At 54.3% G+C, this 15230-nt stretch carries 17 protein-coding genes; 7 read left to right on the forward strand and 10 right to left on the reverse strand.

The features are described from left to right. Positions 1–91: 91 nt before the first annotated feature. From OGX81_RS09935 to OGX81_RS09950, 4 genes are all read right to left on the reverse strand, one after another. Positions 92–568, reverse strand: coding sequence for a YbjN domain-containing protein (locus OGX81_RS09935; protein WP_012133104.1), 477 nt, complete (start codon positions 566–568; stop codon positions 92–94). A gap of 89 nt (positions 569–657) precedes the next feature. Then, on the reverse strand, positions 658–1560 hold the full coding sequence (gene rimK / locus OGX81_RS09940; RefSeq protein ID WP_024130496.1) for a 30S ribosomal protein S6--L-glutamate ligase: 903 nt from the start codon (positions 1558–1560) through the stop codon (positions 658–660). A gap of 52 nt (positions 1561–1612) precedes the next feature. After that, the gene (nfsA, locus tag OGX81_RS09945) at positions 1613–2335 is read right to left on the reverse strand and encodes a nitroreductase NfsA (protein ID WP_012133106.1); all 723 of its coding nucleotides are present in this window, start codon (positions 2333–2335) and stop codon (positions 1613–1615) included. Then, complete coding sequence (locus OGX81_RS09950; RefSeq protein ID WP_104868866.1) at positions 2319–2609, reverse strand: YbjC family protein; 291 nt, start codon at positions 2607–2609, stop codon at positions 2319–2321. Before OGX81_RS09950 ends, nfsA begins: the two co-directional genes overlap by 17 nt. A 171-nt stretch (positions 2610–2780) precedes the next feature. Here OGX81_RS09950 and OGX81_RS09955 point away from each other — a divergent pair, with 171 nt between their 5' ends. After that, a complete protein-coding gene (locus OGX81_RS09955) occupies positions 2781–3044 on the forward strand; it encodes a GrxA family glutaredoxin (protein ID WP_024130497.1) in 264 nt (87 codons plus the stop codon). Between the two features lie 30 nt (positions 3045–3074). Here OGX81_RS09955 and OGX81_RS09960 read toward each other — a convergent pair whose 3' ends face one another. Further along, complete coding sequence (locus OGX81_RS09960; RefSeq protein WP_024130498.1) at positions 3075–3452, reverse strand: inner membrane protein YbjM; 378 nt, start codon at positions 3450–3452, stop codon at positions 3075–3077. A gap of 270 nt (positions 3453–3722) precedes the next feature. On the opposite strand from OGX81_RS09960, the gene OGX81_RS09965 reads away from it, so the two are divergent. Next, positions 3723–5408, forward strand: coding sequence for an aspartate:alanine antiporter (locus OGX81_RS09965; RefSeq protein WP_012133110.1), 1686 nt, complete (start codon positions 3723–3725; stop codon positions 5406–5408). Between the two features lie 167 nt (positions 5409–5575). Here OGX81_RS09965 and OGX81_RS09970 read toward each other — a convergent pair whose 3' ends face one another. Next, on the reverse strand, positions 5576–6118 hold the full coding sequence (locus tag OGX81_RS09970) for a TetR/AcrR family transcriptional regulator (protein WP_058668865.1): 543 nt from the start codon (positions 6116–6118) through the stop codon (positions 5576–5578). A gap of 86 nt (positions 6119–6204) precedes the next feature. Between OGX81_RS09970 and OGX81_RS09975 the strand changes: the two genes are divergently transcribed. Both OGX81_RS09975 and OGX81_RS09980 read left to right on the forward strand, forming a co-directional pair. After that, positions 6205–7413 (forward strand): MFS transporter, encoded by a 1209-nt coding sequence (locus tag OGX81_RS09975; RefSeq protein WP_104868867.1) that lies wholly within the window; start codon positions 6205–6207, stop codon positions 7411–7413. Continuing rightward, a complete protein-coding gene (locus OGX81_RS09980; RefSeq protein ID WP_012133115.1) occupies positions 7413–8228 on the forward strand; it encodes a Cof-type HAD-IIB family hydrolase in 816 nt (271 codons plus the stop codon). Before OGX81_RS09975 ends, OGX81_RS09980 begins: the two co-directional genes overlap by 1 nt. A gap of 38 nt (positions 8229–8266) precedes the next feature. On the opposite strand, the gene OGX81_RS09985 is transcribed toward OGX81_RS09980, so the two are convergent. Then, positions 8267–9499 carry an MFS transporter gene (locus OGX81_RS09985; RefSeq protein ID WP_104868868.1) on the reverse strand — a complete coding sequence of 411 codons (1233 nt, stop codon included), beginning with the start codon at positions 9497–9499 and terminating at the stop codon, positions 8267–8269. Positions 9500–9811: 312 nt separating this feature from the next. Between OGX81_RS09985 and ybjG the strand changes: the two genes are divergently transcribed. Both ybjG and deoR read left to right on the forward strand, forming a co-directional pair. After that, the gene (ybjG, locus tag OGX81_RS09990; protein WP_104868869.1) at positions 9812–10420 is read left to right on the forward strand and encodes an undecaprenyl-diphosphate phosphatase; all 609 of its coding nucleotides are present in this window, start codon (positions 9812–9814) and stop codon (positions 10418–10420) included. Positions 10421–10491: 71 nt separating this feature from the next. Then, positions 10492–11250: a DNA-binding transcriptional repressor DeoR gene (deoR, locus tag OGX81_RS09995; protein WP_058668858.1), complete on the forward strand. Its 759-nt coding sequence runs from the start codon at positions 10492–10494 to the stop codon at positions 11248–11250. A gap of 106 nt (positions 11251–11356) precedes the next feature. On the opposite strand, the gene dacC is transcribed toward deoR, so the two are convergent. Then, positions 11357–12559: a serine-type D-Ala-D-Ala carboxypeptidase gene (gene dacC / locus OGX81_RS10000; protein WP_104869151.1), complete on the reverse strand. Its 1203-nt coding sequence runs from the start codon at positions 12557–12559 to the stop codon at positions 11357–11359. Between the two features lie 244 nt (positions 12560–12803). Here dacC and OGX81_RS10005 point away from each other — a divergent pair, with 244 nt between their 5' ends. Beyond that, on the forward strand, positions 12804–13430 hold the full coding sequence (locus tag OGX81_RS10005; RefSeq protein WP_049008548.1) for a glutathione S-transferase family protein: 627 nt from the start codon (positions 12804–12806) through the stop codon (positions 13428–13430). Here OGX81_RS10005 and OGX81_RS10010 read toward each other — a convergent pair. Further along, a complete protein-coding gene (locus OGX81_RS10010) occupies positions 13427–14542 on the reverse strand; it encodes a PQQ-dependent sugar dehydrogenase (protein WP_104868870.1) in 1116 nt (371 codons plus the stop codon). The two genes, OGX81_RS10005 and OGX81_RS10010, sit on opposite strands and share 4 nt — an antisense overlap. 103 nt (positions 14543–14645) lie before the next feature. Further along, positions 14646–15029: a biofilm formation regulator BssR gene (gene bssR, locus OGX81_RS10015; RefSeq protein ID WP_024130501.1), complete on the reverse strand. Its 384-nt coding sequence runs from the start codon at positions 15027–15029 to the stop codon at positions 14646–14648. Between the last annotated feature and the right edge of the window lie 201 nt (positions 15030–15230).

The raw sequence follows: 15230 nt of genomic DNA on the forward strand, positions 1-15230 counted from the left end.
GTTAAAGGCAGAATAAAAAAATGCAAACAGCAGCCGCTCTGGTAGCGACTGCGTTATACGCGTCATTCTTCAGGTTGCATGTGCGCAGATTTCAGTGAAGAAAATGATTTTCAGCGCGACTTTTTTGCGCGTCTTCTTCTGCGCTGAACAGCAGCTGATGCGCTCCGGCTTCCAGGATCACCATAGAAATCTGCTCTTCGCTCTGACGAACAAACCACTCGAACTGTTCATACGTCACGCCCCGCATAACGGATAAAGACTGGCAAACCACCAGTTTTGGCAGATTATCATCCTGCATATCCAGGAACGCTTTCACCGTTAACGAGCTGGCGTTAATTGCCGACAGATCGGCAGCCAGCGGCAGCAGCGCAGAGGGTCTTACCTCCGCCATCGCGGAAAACAGCACCGTGTTATCCACCAGGTCGATTTTCGCATCGTAAATGCCGTCAAAATTTTGCATATGGGGCAAATGCAGCGCCTGACAGGTATCACATTCAAAAAAACTCATGCCCAGGTCGTCGAGCCATTGACGCAACGTATCCAGAGTAGGAACGACCAGTGATGTCATAATAATGTGCTACCTCTTACGATAAAAAATTACCGGCACAGCTTACGCAAAAAGACCGCGTCATACCACGATCGGGAACGATATTGCGATTAACCGCCCGTTTTAAGGCAAAATTCGGGGGTGGCGTGACGCTCGATCCACTGGATCATTCGCCCGGCGATATCCACACCCGTCGTTTTTTCTACCCCTTCCAGACCCGGAGAGGCGTTCACTTCCATGACCAGCGGCCCACGCTCCGCGCGCAGAATATCGACGCCAGCGACATCCAGCCCCATCGTCTGCGCCGCTTTTATCGCGATCTCTCGTTCACGCGGCGTGATACTGGCGATACTCGCCATACCGCCGCGATGAAGGTTGGAGCGAAAATCGCCCTCTTTTGCCCGCCGCTCAATGGCCGCCACCACTTCGTCGCCCACGACCAGACAACGGATGTCACGCCCTCTGGCCTCTTTGATATACTCCTGCACCAGAATGTGCGCGTTGAGACCGCGAAACGCATCAATCACGCTCTCTGCGGCTTGCCGGGTTTCCGCCAGCACCACGCCAATGCCCTGCGTACCTTCCACCAGTTTTACCACCAGCGGCGCGCCGCCGACCATGTCGATCAGATCGCTGGTGTCATCCGGCGAATGCGCAATGCCGGTAACGGGCAAGTCAATTCCCTGCCGGGCCAGTAACTGTAGCGAACGCAGTTTATCGCGCGCGCGGGTAATCGCCACGGATTCGTTCAGCGGATAGCTACCCAGCATTTCGAACTGACGCAGCGCCGCTGTACCGTAAAACGTGATGGCGGAGCCAATACGGGGGATGACGGCATCAAAATGCGGCAACTGGCGGCCTTTATAGTGAATAGAAGAGGCCGCCGGGCTGATGTTCATATAGCAGGAAAGCGGATCGAGTATTTCGACCAGATGGCCGCGCTTCATCGCTGCTTCGCGCAGGCGTTTACAAGAATAGAGCGTTCCGTCCCGGGACAATATGGCAATTTTCACCCTGCACCTCTCTAAAAGACCTGGTAAAAGCCTGCGTATCATACACCGGGTGTTAGCGCGTCGCCCAACCCTGTTTATGCAAATAGTCCAGAATAAACGGGCGATTCTCTTTGATGATGGTACGACGAATATGGTCGCTCCAGGTATCGCGGCGCGTATTGCTGTCGCGGGTCAGGTAATACTCCGCGATCTGCTCATCATATTGCGCCAGCAGCGCGGCATCCACAGGCTGATAGTGATTTTCATGCACCACCAGTTCTGCGGGCAAACGCGGCTTAACGCCAGGGTTATCCGCAGGCCAGCCGAGGCACAGCCCAAACAGCGGCAGGACATATTTCGGTAATTTCAGCCGTTCCGTAACCGCTTCAATATGATTGCGGATACCGCCGATGTAGACGCCGCCCAGCCCCAGGGATTCGGCAGCGGTCAGCGCATTTTGCCCCATCATCGCCGTATCGACCGTGCCCAGCAGCAGCTGTTCCGCCAGCCCGAGCTGCGCGTCCGGGCAAATCTGTAAGTGACGATTAAAATCAGCGCAGAAAACCCAGAATTCCGCGGCCTGCGCAACGTGCTTTTGCCCGCCCGTCAGGGGCACCAGCGCTTCGCGCATGGCTTTATCGGTAATGCGGATAATGGAACTGCACTGTAAAAAACTGGAGCTTGAGGTTCCCCGCGCGGCGGCAATAATCGACTCACGCTGCGCATCGGAAATCGGCTCATCGGTGAAATGACGAATAGAACGGTGACCACGGATTAAATCAATGGTTGGAGTCATGCGGTTTTTCTCTTGCTGAACGGGAAGAAGAATCGGGTGAGCGCGTCATCAGTTGCGGCGCAATAAGCTGCGCGATCCGCCACATCAGCGCCACCGCAGCGGGAAGCATAAGCAGGATACCGAGAAATATCATCACCGTTACCGCCAGCGGGCTGTTCATCGGCGCGGGTAATGTGAGGTACTGATTGAGCGACAGCAACGCCGCTGCCAGCAAAATCATACCGAGAATTTCCAGAATCAACACGCTTTTGGGTAAAGCGCCAATCGAGCGCATAAGGGCCTCCCGGATAACGGATGCTCAGTGTAACGCGTTCAGGTTTATCGTGTTTAACAGATATAGCCTATAGGTATCAAAGCAACAGGCGCAACCTGCTTTTCAGACGCGTCGTTTAACGGCATCATAGCCGCCATTCGTCACAAGGCTATGAGTTCGAGGAAAAAAACAATGTTTACCGTTATTTTTGGTCGCCCAGGGTGCCCGTATTGCGTGCGTGCAAAAGAGTTAGCAGAAAAACTGAGCACTGAGCGCGACGATTTTAACTATCGCTATATTGATATTCATGCTGAAGGCATTACCAAAGCGGATCTGGAAAAAACCGTGGGTAAACCGGTAGAGACCGTACCGCAGATTTTTGTCGATCAGAAACACATCGGCGGTTACACCGATTTTGAGGCATGGGCAAAAGAGAATCTGAACCTGTTCGCCTGATCGCTGCTTTACGCCCTCTCCCGGAGGGCGTTATCGGTTCTTTTTACGTCGCTGACTAAACAGGCTGCTGATAAATAAAAAGCAAAGCGCGCCGAGCGCACACCAGAACACCGCACTGAACAACCACGCCAGTTCTTGCCATACGGAGCGCGTAGGCATAAAAACAAATCGCATCAGGACCAGACAACATGGTGCGGCCAGCATGGCGCCGATAAGAGGTTTAATGACTTCTCTGCGATGGGAAAAAAAACTGGCCACCGCGCCAGGTAACGTAAAAAACAACAGCCCAATCTCAGGATGCCCGGCAACCCGAAATGCCCCTTTCATATGCATCGTTAATGAAAGGCACACCACAATAAAGAGTACAAAGCAGCAGATTGCACCCGCCCAACCTTGTTTATGTTTCAATCGTTCCTCCTGACACTATCTCTATCGAACACTTTTTTCGCCCGAAGGCGTCCAGTCAGATAAAGTCGTTCGGCATTCCATGCCAAAAACACACCCACACGATTCTTATAGCCGTTGATACGTAATGAGATTAAACTAGCGAATTAAATTGTTGTGCTGCTTTTATTTGAGCGCCGATACGATGCCGACGCCTCATAATTTCTGGCAAAAACATTAGCGTAAATTGTCATTTCTTTCAACAGCTTACTGGTAAACAAGAAGTTAGTCTCCGTGAATATAAACGTCGCAGATTTGTTAAATGGGAATTACATCCTGTTATTATTTGTGGTCCTGGCTCTCGGGCTATGTCTGGGTAAGTTACGCCTGGGTTCAGTCCAACTCGGTAATTCCATTGGCGTTTTAGTGGTCTCCCTATTATTAGGGCAGCAGCACTTTAGTATTAACACCGATGCACTAAATCTGGGCTTTATGCTGTTTATTTTTTGTGTCGGCGTCGAAGCTGGCCCCAACTTTTTTTCTATTTTTTTTCGCGACGGCAAAAATTACCTGATGCTTGCTCTTGTCATGGTCGGTAGCGCGCTGCTGATCGCATTAGGGCTGGGTAAGCTCTTTGGCTGGGATATCGGCCTGACCGCCGGTATGCTGGCGGGCTCCATGACCTCGACCCCTGTGCTGGTCGGCGCAGGCGACACGTTACGCCATTCCGGTATGGAGAGTTCGCAGCTCTCTGTCGCGCTGGACAACCTGAGCCTGGGCTACGCGCTGACCTACCTCATCGGCCTGGTCAGCCTGATTGTCGGCGCACGTTACCTGCCGAAACTGCAACATCAGGATCTACAAACCAGCGCCCAGCAGATTGCCCGCGAGCGCGGCCTGGATACCGACGCCAACCGCAAGGTCTATCTGCCGGTCATCCGCGCTTATCGCGTCGGCCCGGAATTGGTGGCCTGGGCCGACGGGAAAAATCTGCGCGAGCTGGGCATCTACCGTCAGACCGGTTGCTACATTGAGCGCATCCGCCGTAACGGTATTCTGGCAAACCCGGATGGCGACGCGGTATTGCAGATGGGCGATGAGATTGCCCTGGTCGGTTACCCGGATGCACATGCCCGGCTGGACCCCAGCTTCCGTAACGGCAAAGAAGTCTTCGACCGCGACCTGCTCGACATGCGCATCGTGACCGAAGAGATCGTCGTGAAAAACCACAATGCCGTAGGCCGCCGTCTCGCCCAGTTGAAGCTGACCGACCACGGCTGCTTCCTTAACCGCGTGATCCGCAGCCAGATTGAAATGCCGATCGACGACAACGTGGTGCTGAATAAAGGCGACGTCTTGCAGGTGAGCGGCGATGCGCGTCGCGTGAAAACCGTCGCAGACCGTATCGGCTTTATCTCGATTCACAGTCAGGTAACCGATCTGCTGGCCTTCTGCGCCTTCTTTATCATCGGCCTGATGATCGGGATGATCACCTTCCAGTTCAGTAATTTCAGCTTCGGCATCGGCAACGCCGCCGGGCTGCTGTTCGCCGGGATCATGCTCGGTTTCCTGCGAGCTAACCACCCCACCTTCGGGTACATCCCGCAGGGCGCGCTGAACATGGTGAAAGAGTTTGGTTTGATGGTCTTTATGGCCGGCGTCGGCCTGAGCGCAGGCAGCGGCATCGGGAACGGGCTTGGCGCGGTCGGCGGGCAAATGTTGATTGCCGGTCTTGTGGTGAGCCTGGTGCCAGTCATTATCTGCTTCCTGTTCGGCGCTTATGTATTACGTATGAACCGCGCCCTGCTCTTCGGCGCCATGATGGGCGCGCGTACCTGTGCTCCGGCGATGGAGATCATCAGCGACACGGCGCGCAGCAACATTCCGGCATTAGGCTATGCGGGAACCTATGCGATAGCCAACGTTCTGTTAACGCTGGCGGGGACACTTATTGTCATCATCTGGCCGGGCTTAGGATAAAACTGAAGTTTGCCTTTAAGTGAAAAATTTTTGCAGGTAAGCAGAACTTTTCTTCAAGGCGTCAGTCATAACTAGTGCCACTGCTTTTCTTTGATGTCCCCAATTTGTGGAGCCCATCAACCCCGCCATTTTGGTTCAAGGTTGATGGGTTTTTTGTTGCCTGAATTTCACGCCTGCCCGGCAATACGCTTCACCATGACCAGAATATCGTCCCGCGTTAAAGGCGCTCTGTCGGTGACGAAATGGAGGGTCATGCCTTCGATAAATGCGTCCAGCGCGCGGGCGGTCACCGGTTCAAACCACTGCTCCAGCGTTTGCTGACTGCGCTGCATCCAGTTCTGCATCACCGTTTTCAGCGCCGGTTTTCGGCTGGCGAAGGCATACAGTTGGTACATCAGCTCCATATTATCTGGCGTAGTCACCAGCGAGCTGTAGATTATGTCGGTAATGGCGTGACAGGCGTCCTGAACGTTCGTGACATCGGCAAAGAATGACTGAAACTGGTGCGACATTGTTTCTGTAAACCGGCTTAACGCCTCGATCAGCAACTCATCGATTCCCGAAAAATAATAGGTCATCGACCCGAGCGGCACCTGCGCTATCGCCGCGATTTTGCGGTGCGTAACGCCGTGAATGCCATGCGTTATTATCGCTTCCTGCGTGGCCTGAACGATTTTGTCTCGCCGCAGGGGATCGTTAGCTCGTCGCACTGCTTTTCCTCTCATCACGTTTGTGTACAAATGTACACAAACTTGCTAGTGTTGTCCCCTGTATTCTCTTTTTTCAGTTTGAATCAATGACCGCCATCTCATCACGTAAAGCCTTAAGACGCCGGACCTGGGCGCTTTTTATGTTCTTCTTCTTGCCTGGGCTATTGATGGCCTCATGGGCAACCCGCACCCCCGCCATTCGCGATATCCTCTCGGTATCAACGGCAGAAATGGGGGCGGTGCTGTTTGGGCTTTCCATCGGTTCGATGAGCGGTATTCTGTGTTCCGCCTGGCTGGTAAAGCGATTTGGCACGCGCAACGTCATTCAGACCACCATGTCCTGCGCCGTTGCGGGGATGGTTATCCTCAGCATTGCGCTGTGGTTCGCTTCTCCGCTGGTTTTTGCGCTTGGCTTAGGCGTATTCGGCGCCAGCTTTGGCGCCGCCGAAGTCGCTATCAACGTTGAAGGGGCGGCGGTTGAACGTGAAATGAATAAAACCGTCCTGCCGATGATGCACGGTTTTTACAGCTTCGGTACGCTGGCTGGCGCTGGCGTCGGCATGGCGCTAACCGCCTTTAACGTCCCTGCCAACGCTCATATCCTGCTGGCGGCTCTCGTCGCGATCGTCCCCATTTTTATTGCTATTCGCGCTATTCCCGACGGCACGGGGAAAAACGCCGCCGACGGCGCCCACACAACGGAAAAAGGCGTACCTTTTTATCGCGATGTCCAGCTACTGTTGATCGGCGTGGTGGTACTGGCGATGGCCTTCGCTGAAGGGTCCGCCAACGACTGGCTGCCGCTTCTGATGGTGGATGGTCACAGCTTCAGCCCAACGTCCGGCTCGCTGATTTATGCGGGCTTTACGCTCGGTATGACCGTCGGGCGCTTTACCGGCGGCTGGTTTATCGACCGTTATAGCCGCGTGGCGGTAGTCCGCGCCAGCGCGCTAATGGGAGCGCTCGGTATTGGTCTGATTATCTTCGTCGACAGCGCCTGGGTCGCGGGCGTTTCCGTTATTCTCTGGGGGCTTGGGGCGTCGCTTGGCTTCCCGCTAACGATTTCAGCGGCCAGCGATACCGGCCCGGACGCGCCAACCCGCGTCAGCGTGGTGGCGACAACCGGTTATCTGGCCTTCCTGGTGGGGCCGCCGCTGCTGGGCTATCTTGGCGAACATTATGGTTTGCGCAGCGCAATGCTGGTTGTGCTGGCGCTGGTCATCCTGGCCGCTCTTGTCGCGAAGGCTGTCGCCAAACCGACATCAAACACTCAATCTGTTATGGAGAATAGTTAATGGGTATCAAGCTAATTGCGGTAGACATGGACGGCACCTTTTTGAGCGATCAAAAAACCTATAATCGCGACCGGTTTATGGCGCAGTATCGGCTAATGAAGCAGAAAGGCATCCGTTTTGTGGTCGCCAGCGGTAATCAGTATTACCAGTTAATCTCTTTCTTTCCAGAGATCGCCCACGAAATCGCCTTTGTCGCTGAAAACGGCGGCTGGGTGGTCAGCGAGGGCGAAGACGTGTTCAACGGCGAACTGGCGAAAGAGGATTTTGCTGCCGTTGTCGATCATCTGCTGACCCGCGCGGATATTGAAATCATCGCCTGCGGTAAAAACAGCGCCTATACTCTGAAACAGTACAACGATGAACTGAAACAGGTTGCGGCGATGTACTACCATCGCCTTGAGTTCGTGGACAGCTTCGACAACATCAATGACGTGTTCTTTAAATTCGGCCTCAACATTACTGATGACCGTATTCCCCAGGTTCAGACGGCGCTGCATGATGCGATTGGCGATATCATGGTGCCGGTTCATACCGGTTACGGCAGCATCGATTTGATCATTCCCGGCGTACACAAAGCGAACGGCTTGCGTCTGCTGCAACAACGCTGGGGGATTAACAATGATGAGGTCGTGACGTTTGGCGACGGCGGCAATGATATTGAGATGCTGCGTCAGGCCGGCTTCAGTTTTGCGATGGAAAACGCCGGAGCGGCGGTGGCCTCTGCGGCGAAATATCGGGCGGGCTCGAATAACGCGGAAGGCGTGCTGGACGTTATCGACCGCGTGCTGAAAAATGAAGCCCCGTTCAGTGGGTAATGCCTCTTTGAGGCCTGATGGCGCTGCGCCGGAGGGCCTCACCCTTCCCGTGAATCCCCTACCCGTTTGTCTTTCAGGAAGATAACCATCAGCAGCAGCCAGAGAATGCCGTTCGCCAGGTTGAAGAGGCTGAATAAGCCGTTGCCGCCGCTCAGATAAGCATGCTTGCTCACTTCAATACCCACGGTAAAGATCAGCATCTGCAACATCCCCATCGCCGCAGAAACCGTGCCTTTGCTCATATCGCTGGCGAACAGGGTCAGACGCACCAGCCCCGCGTTCGCCACGCCGATGCCAAAGGCGTAGACGCTCAGACCCGCCGTCATCCATAAATATGCATGGGAAGAGACCACCGTCGCGGCTGCGGCGATCAGCAATCCCGCCACAATCGGCCAGCCGCCCATGATAATTAATGCGCGCACCGTTCGCCGGGAGGTCAACCGCGCCAGCACCAGATTCCCGGCAATCAGCGCGCCAAAGACAGGAACCTGCAACAAGCCATATTCATAGCTGCTGAGCTGCTCACCGCTGATGATAATGATCGGCGACTGGGCAATCCACGCCAGCAGCGGCAGGCTGACGACCCCCAGCGCCAGCGCGCCGGCAACAAACCGCACGTTTTTCAGCACCAGCTTGTAATCCCGCCCCAGTTCTTTAAGCGACAGCTTCTCGCCGAGGCGGGTCGCAGTCTCCGGCATCGCGCGCTGTAAGCCGACAAAAGCAATCGCTGCCAGTACGGCAAACAGAACAAACATCCCTTCCCACGGCAGAACATGCACCCAGGCGGCGCCCACCAGCGGCCCCAGTAGCGGCGCAATCAGGGCAACGTTAGCCATTAGCGCCGTAATTTTGATACACACCGCTTCTTCAAAGGATTCCTGAATGGCGGCGTACCCCACGGCGCCAATAAAGCACAGGCTTACCCCCTGTAAAAAACGCAGCAGGGTGAACTGTTCAATGTTTTGCGCCAGCAGTGTGGCAAGGCAGGTGACGATAAACCAGATCACGCCCGCTAACATCACCGGGCGGCGTCCAATACGATCCGACAGCGGCCCTAACAGCCACTGCAAAAACATCCCGCCCGCCAGGTAGGCGGTCATCGAGGTCGGAACCCAGTCGATCCCGGCCTGATACTGTTCCACCACCGCCAGCATCCCCGGCTGGATCATATCGTTGCCGATATACGTAGAAAATTCGTAAAGCACCAGACAGAGAGGGAAAAGCAGTGCCTGACGGCCGAGCCGGACGCCTGTTTGTGAAAGGTTTTGCATGCAATCTCTTCGCAAATAAAAAATCGCGCAAAGTGTAATGAAAGTACGTTACCTGAGATAGCGAATTATGTGATTTAAAAACAAAATGCGCACATTTTTACATAATCATCCTTCGTGACCTTTTGCTTTAAGGTTAATTTAAGTTGCTGGCGCTATCATGGCGAATAAGCTCGCGCCATTGTCTTAAATCTCCTCATTTTACAGGTAAATAAGACAATACCGCTTTCCCCCCGTTGCGGCACTTTGTATTCTCGCCCTTACCCGGAGCACGTAGGGTCGTTTCGTTTAATCACTGCACTGAGTCTGGATGTTATGCTGGAAAACCTTAACAACTCGCTGTTTTACTTAATCAATGCCACCCCCAACTCCGCACAGTGGATGATCGCTCTGGCCATTTTCATTGCCAGAGATTTGATTAACATCGTGCCGCTGCTGGCCGTTGTGCTTTGGTTATGGGGGCCGCGCGATCGGGTCTGCGCTCAACGCCAGCTGGTGATTAAAATGGGTATCGCGCTGCTCATCAGCCTGACGATCTCCTGGATAATGGGGCATCTTTTCCCGCACGATCGTCCTTTTGTCGATCGTATTGGCTATAACTTCCTGCATCACGCGCCCGATGACTCCTTCCCGAGCGACCACGGCACCGTTGTCTTTACCTTTGCGCTGGCGTTTTTATTCTGGCATCGCGTCTGGTCTGGCGTACTGCTCATGGCGCTGGCCGTGACGGTCGCCTGGTCACGCGTTTACCTCGGCGTTCACTGGCCGCTGGATATGCTCGGCGGTTTGCTGGTCGGGATGATCGGCTGCCTGAGCACGCAAATGCTGTGGCAAAAATATGGGGTTGCTCTCTACCACGGCCTACAAACGTGCTACCGCGTCTGCTTCGCGCTGCCCATTCGTAAAGGCTGGGTACGTGACTAACCTGGTGAAAAAAGAGTAGTATTAAGCGCTCTGTACTGTGCAGAGTGCTTATTCAACTGTCCAGGGGAATTATGGAAACACGACGCGACGAGCGTATTGGTCAATTGCTGCAAGCGCTAAAACGCAGTGATAAATTACACCTGAAAGAAGCCGCGACTCTGCTGGGCGTATCGGAGATGACCATTCGTCGCGACCTGAATAATAAAAGCGCGCCCGTCGTGTTACTGGGCGGGTATATTGTTCTGGAACCCCGCAGCGCCAGCCATTATTTATTGAGCGATCAAAAATCCCGCCTGGTTGAAGAGAAGCGCCGCGCCGCGCAGCTGGCCGCCGGTCTGGTACAGGCGCATCAGACGATTTTTTTTGACTGCGGCACCACTACGCCGTGGATCATTGAAGCCATTGATAACGAATTGCCTTTCACCGCCGTCTGTTATTCCCTGAATACGTTTCTGGCGCTCCAGGAAAAACCGCTGTGCCGGGCGATTCTGTGCGGCGGGGAATTTCACGCCAGCAACGCCATTTTCAAACCGCTCGATTTTCAGGAAACCCTGAATAATATCTGCCCTGATATCGCCTTTTATTCCGCCGCAGGCGTTCATATCAGCAAAGGGGCAACCTGTTTTAACCTCGAAGAACTGCCGGTGAAACACTGGGCCATGTCGATGGCGCAATACCATGTACTGGTGGTGGATCACAGTAAATTCGGCAAGGTGCGACCCGCGCGGATGGGCGAATTAACGCGTTTTGATGCGGTAGTGAGCGACTGCCGCCCCGACGATGAGTTTGTCGATTATGCCAAAGCGCAGCGCATTACGTTGATGTATTGATGTAGGGTTTGCCGGATGGCGGCGCTGCCGCGCCTTATCCGGCCTACAAATATGCACGTATCGTAGGCCGGATAAGCGTTAGCGCCGTCCGGCACCGTCACCGCGATTAAGAGAGCCAGCCGCCAAACCACTGGTGGAATTTCATCAGGACGAAGTCCCATATCCGCCCAAAGAAGCCGCCCTCTTCCACGTTTTCCATCACCATCAGCGGACGCTGTTCAATGGACTTTCCGTTGAGCTGGAAGTCGATGGTGCCGACAACCTGGCCTTTCTTCAACGGCGCGGTCAGCTGCGGTTCCGTCAGCGTAAAGCTGGCCTTCAGGTTTTTCAGCTGTCCGCGCGGAATCGTCACGGAACCCGCCTCTCCCGCGCCCAGATTCACCTCGCTCTTATCCCCAAACCAGACGCGCTGAGTCACGAAAGTCGCGTCTGGTTTAATGGGTGTCACCGTTTCAAAGAAGCGGAAGCCCCAGGTCAACAATTTCTCTGACTCATTAAAACGGATGCGATCGGTTTTCGTCCCCAGCACGACGGAGATCAAACGCATATCTCCCTGAGTCGCAGAGGCCACCAGATTGTATCCGGCGCCTGCCGTTGTCCCGGTTTTCATGCCATCAACGTTCAGATTAGAACTCCACAGCAGGCGATTACGGTTCGGCTGGCGAATCTTGTTGAAAGTGAACTCTTTTTCTTTGTGAATGGCGTACTCTTCCGGCACATCATGGATCAGCGCTTTGCCCAGCAGCGCCATATCACGCGCGGTACTAAACTGCCCCGGCGCATCCAGCCCGTGAACCGTCTGGAACGTTGTGTTGGTCAGCCCCAGTTTTTTCGCGTAACCATTCATCAAACCAATGAACGACTCCTGGCTTCCGGCAACATAATCCGCAAGCGCAATACAGGCGTCGTTACCCGACTGGATAATCACACCCTTGTTGAGATCGGATACCGAGACCTGATCTCCGGGTTTAAGGAACATGACCGACGAACCGCGCAGAGCCGGGTTGCCCGTGGCCCAGGCGTCTTTTCCTACCGTCACCATATCCGTGAGCTGAATTTTTCCGGCCTTCAGCGCCTGCCCGACGACGTAACTGGTCATAATTTTGGTCAGGCTGGCGGGGTCCAGTTTCTCGTCGGCGTTGCCTTCCGCCAGCACCTTGCCGCTGGAATAGTCCATTAAAATCCACGCGCGCGCATCAACGCTCGGCGGCGCCGTTGTCTGCTCAGCCGCCTGTAACGTCGGCGCAAAAAGGAATAAGAGTGCTGAACCCGCAGCAAGACTACGAAGGGAAGAAGAGTATTGCGTCATAAATGCCACCCGAGTATCCATTCCAAAAAAACACGCCATACCACCGTGTTATAAGTGCGGTGAGTAATAACGCACTAACGAACTTAAAGAAACCGTAAGTTGGTAAAGTTTTTAAAGTTTATGCAATAACGCCACGCTGCGCTGCCTCCGTGAGGATTTTTTTGCAAGCTGTTGCGTAAATGTTAGCTTTATCCCACCATGGGACGAGTCGGATACCGATTGCAGAACAATTTGAGGGGTAACTATGATTACGCTGTGGGGACGGAATAACTCAACCAACGTCAAAAAAGTGCGATGGACGCTCGACGAACTGGAGCTGCCTTATACGCAAATTCTGGCAGGCGGGCAGTTCGGGCTGAATCATGACGCTGACTATCTGGCGATGAACCCGAATGGCCTGGTGCCGCTGCTGCGCGATGATGAAACGGACGTTTTGCTCTGGGAGTCCAATACCATCGTCCGCTATCTGGCGGCGCAGTATGGGCAAAAGCGTCTGTGGGTAGACTCTCCGGCGCGACGGGCAGAAGGGGAAAAGTGGATGGACTGGGCAAACCAGACGTTAAGCCCGGCGCATCGTGTGATCCTGATGGGTTTAGTCCGCACCCCGCCGGAGCAGCGCGACCAGGCGGCGATCGACGCCGGCGCCAACGTCTGCGACGGCCTGTTTGGCATTCTTGATGAGGCGCTGGCCAGCCAGACCTGGTTCTCCGGCGCGGAGTTCGGCACGGCGGATATCGCGATCGCCCCCTTCGTCTACAACCTGTTTAACGTTGGCCTGAGCTGGACGCCGCGCCCTCACCTTGAGCGCTGGTATCAGCAACTTACCGAACGTCCGGCATTTCGTAAAACGGTGATGATCCCGGTCAGCTAAGCGCGTGGGCTGACTTTCAGCAGTTCTCCGTCGGACTCGTCGGTTAAGACATATAAATAACCGTCGGGTCCTGCGCGCACATCGCGAATACGTTTCCCTCTGTCGCCCAGAATCCGTCCGTCCTCCGTCACCTTATCGCCGTTAACGCTCAGGACAATCACATCCTGCTCTTTCAGCGCGCCGATAAACAGTTTCTGCTTCCATTGAGGGAACGTGTCGCTGTTATAAAACGCCATGCCGCTGACCGCTGGCGATTTTTTCCAGTAGAAGATCGGCTGTTCCGTTCCCTCGACAATTTCACCTTTCGCTTCCGGGATTTTAAAGCCGCTGTAGTTGATGCCCCAGGTTGCCAGCGGCCAGCCATAATTTTTACCTTTTTCGGGGATATTGATTTCATCGCCGCCGCGCGGGCCATGCTCATTCAACCACAGCGCATCGCTCCACGGGTTTATCGCCATACCCTGCGGGTTACGTATGCCGTACGACCAGATCTCAGGGCGCGCGCCGGTCTGATTCACAAAAGGATTATCCGGCGGCACGCTCCCCTGGTCGGTCAGGCGCACCACTTTGCCCTGCAACTTGTCCAGATCCTGTGCGGTAGAGCGCTGATTATTTTCGCCAAGCCCGATAAACAGATGGCCTTTGCCATCAAACACCAGTCGTCCGCCGAAATGATTACCGGTTGAGAGTTTCGGCATCTGACGAAAAACGGTCTGGAATTCCTCCAGATGCTTCAGGTCATCGCTGAGTCGCCCGAAGCCTACCGCCGTTCCGGCTTTCCCCTCGCGATCGGCCTCAGAAAAACTGAGCCAGACGCGGCGAGACTGCTCAAAATCAGGCGCGAGCGCCACGTCCAGCAATCCCCCCTGCCCGTTCGCCCAGGCCTTCGGTACGCCCGTTATCGGATCGGAAAGCCCTTTACCCGCCTGCCAGTGACGAAGCTGGCCGCCTCTGAGAGTTATCAACATACCGCGGTTATCCGGCAGAAAAGCCAGCGCCCAGGGATGATCAAGTTTGGTCTGCAAAACCTCCACCTTCACCGCCGGGGTTTCTGCATTCACGAAGGGAGAAAACAGTGCCAATAAGGCAACAGAGAAAAGTGTCCGACGCATACCGCCTCCTGTATGACCCTGCGTTAAAGCGTAGTCAGCAAGGGACAGCGCGGATTGATTTTTACAAAAACTTAACGAAAAGGGGGAGTCGCCTCCCCCTGACTTAGACCTGTTCAAGCGGTGATTGCGCTTTCAGGCTCTGGATACTCAGCGTCAATGTTGTCAGACAGTTTTCAAGTTTCTCTGCGTTGACGGCGATAAACGTCGGACAGTCATGGTGTCCGCTCATGAGACATACTGCGGCGGCTGCCAGTGCGCCTTCAGCACGATGTAAAGCATTCCATTCTTCCTGATCCAGATGCAGACCTTGCAGCAGTGATTTATCGTGAAGCCCACGATTCAGTTCAAAAAAGTTGTCACGCAGATGATCACTTTCGCTGACTGACATATAGCCTTTCGCCTTTCTTAACTGCAAATAAGCGGCGAGATCGATTCGGGCGTTTATCAGCTTGTTAAGTAGCTCGGTTCTTAGTCTGTCAACGACCATACCTTGTTCCTCCTCTTTCCAACCATACTGCAACTTAATAGTATGGTCATTTTTTGAACAAAGTGCTGCCTGAGATCAATAATTCACTCGGTATTAACATACTTTACATATTTGCTATAAACTCCGTGGCGCGCTTGCCCGCACAGGCGATGAGATAGCGATACATTTTTTGCCCGGATCTCTGTAGAATCCCTGCCCTGA

Source organism: Citrobacter sp. CK206 (assembly GCF_030333125.1).
GTDB lineage: Bacteria > Pseudomonadota > Gammaproteobacteria > Enterobacterales > Enterobacteriaceae > Citrobacter_B > Citrobacter_B koseri.

Excerpts from the sequence above, each read along its gene's own strand:
- nfsA (WP_012133106.1), bottom strand. The coding sequence starts at position 2,335 with ATGACTCCAACCATTGATTTAATCCGTGGTCACCGTTCTATTCGTCAT.
- OGX81_RS09950 (WP_104868866.1), bottom strand. The coding sequence starts at position 2,609 with ATGCGCTCGATTGGCGCTTTACCCAAAAGCGTGTTGATTCTGGAAATT.
- dacC (WP_104869151.1), bottom strand. The coding sequence starts at position 12,559 with ATGACGCAATACTCTTCTTCCCTTCGTAGTCTTGCTGCGGGTTCAGCA.
- OGX81_RS09985 (WP_104868868.1), bottom strand. The coding sequence starts at position 9,499 with ATGCAAAACCTTTCACAAACAGGCGTCCGGCTCGGCCGTCAGGCACTG.
- OGX81_RS09955 (WP_024130497.1), top strand. The coding sequence starts at position 2,781 with ATGTTTACCGTTATTTTTGGTCGCCCAGGGTGCCCGTATTGCGTGCGT.
- OGX81_RS09975 (WP_104868867.1), top strand. The coding sequence starts at position 6,205 with ATGACCGCCATCTCATCACGTAAAGCCTTAAGACGCCGGACCTGGGCG.
- OGX81_RS09935 (WP_012133104.1), bottom strand. The coding sequence starts at position 568 with ATGACATCACTGGTCGTTCCTACTCTGGATACGTTGCGTCAATGGCTC.
- deoR (WP_058668858.1), top strand. The coding sequence starts at position 10,492 with ATGGAAACACGACGCGACGAGCGTATTGGTCAATTGCTGCAAGCGCTA.
- bssR (WP_024130501.1), bottom strand. The coding sequence starts at position 15,029 with ATGGTCGTTGACAGACTAAGAACCGAGCTACTTAACAAGCTGATAAAC.
- OGX81_RS10010 (WP_104868870.1), bottom strand. The coding sequence starts at position 14,542 with ATGCGTCGGACACTTTTCTCTGTTGCCTTATTGGCACTGTTTTCTCCC.
- OGX81_RS10005 (WP_049008548.1), top strand. The coding sequence starts at position 12,804 with ATGATTACGCTGTGGGGACGGAATAACTCAACCAACGTCAAAAAAGTG.
- OGX81_RS09980 (WP_012133115.1), top strand. The coding sequence starts at position 7,413 with ATGGGTATCAAGCTAATTGCGGTAGACATGGACGGCACCTTTTTGAGC.
- ybjG (WP_104868869.1), top strand. The coding sequence starts at position 9,812 with ATGCTGGAAAACCTTAACAACTCGCTGTTTTACTTAATCAATGCCACC.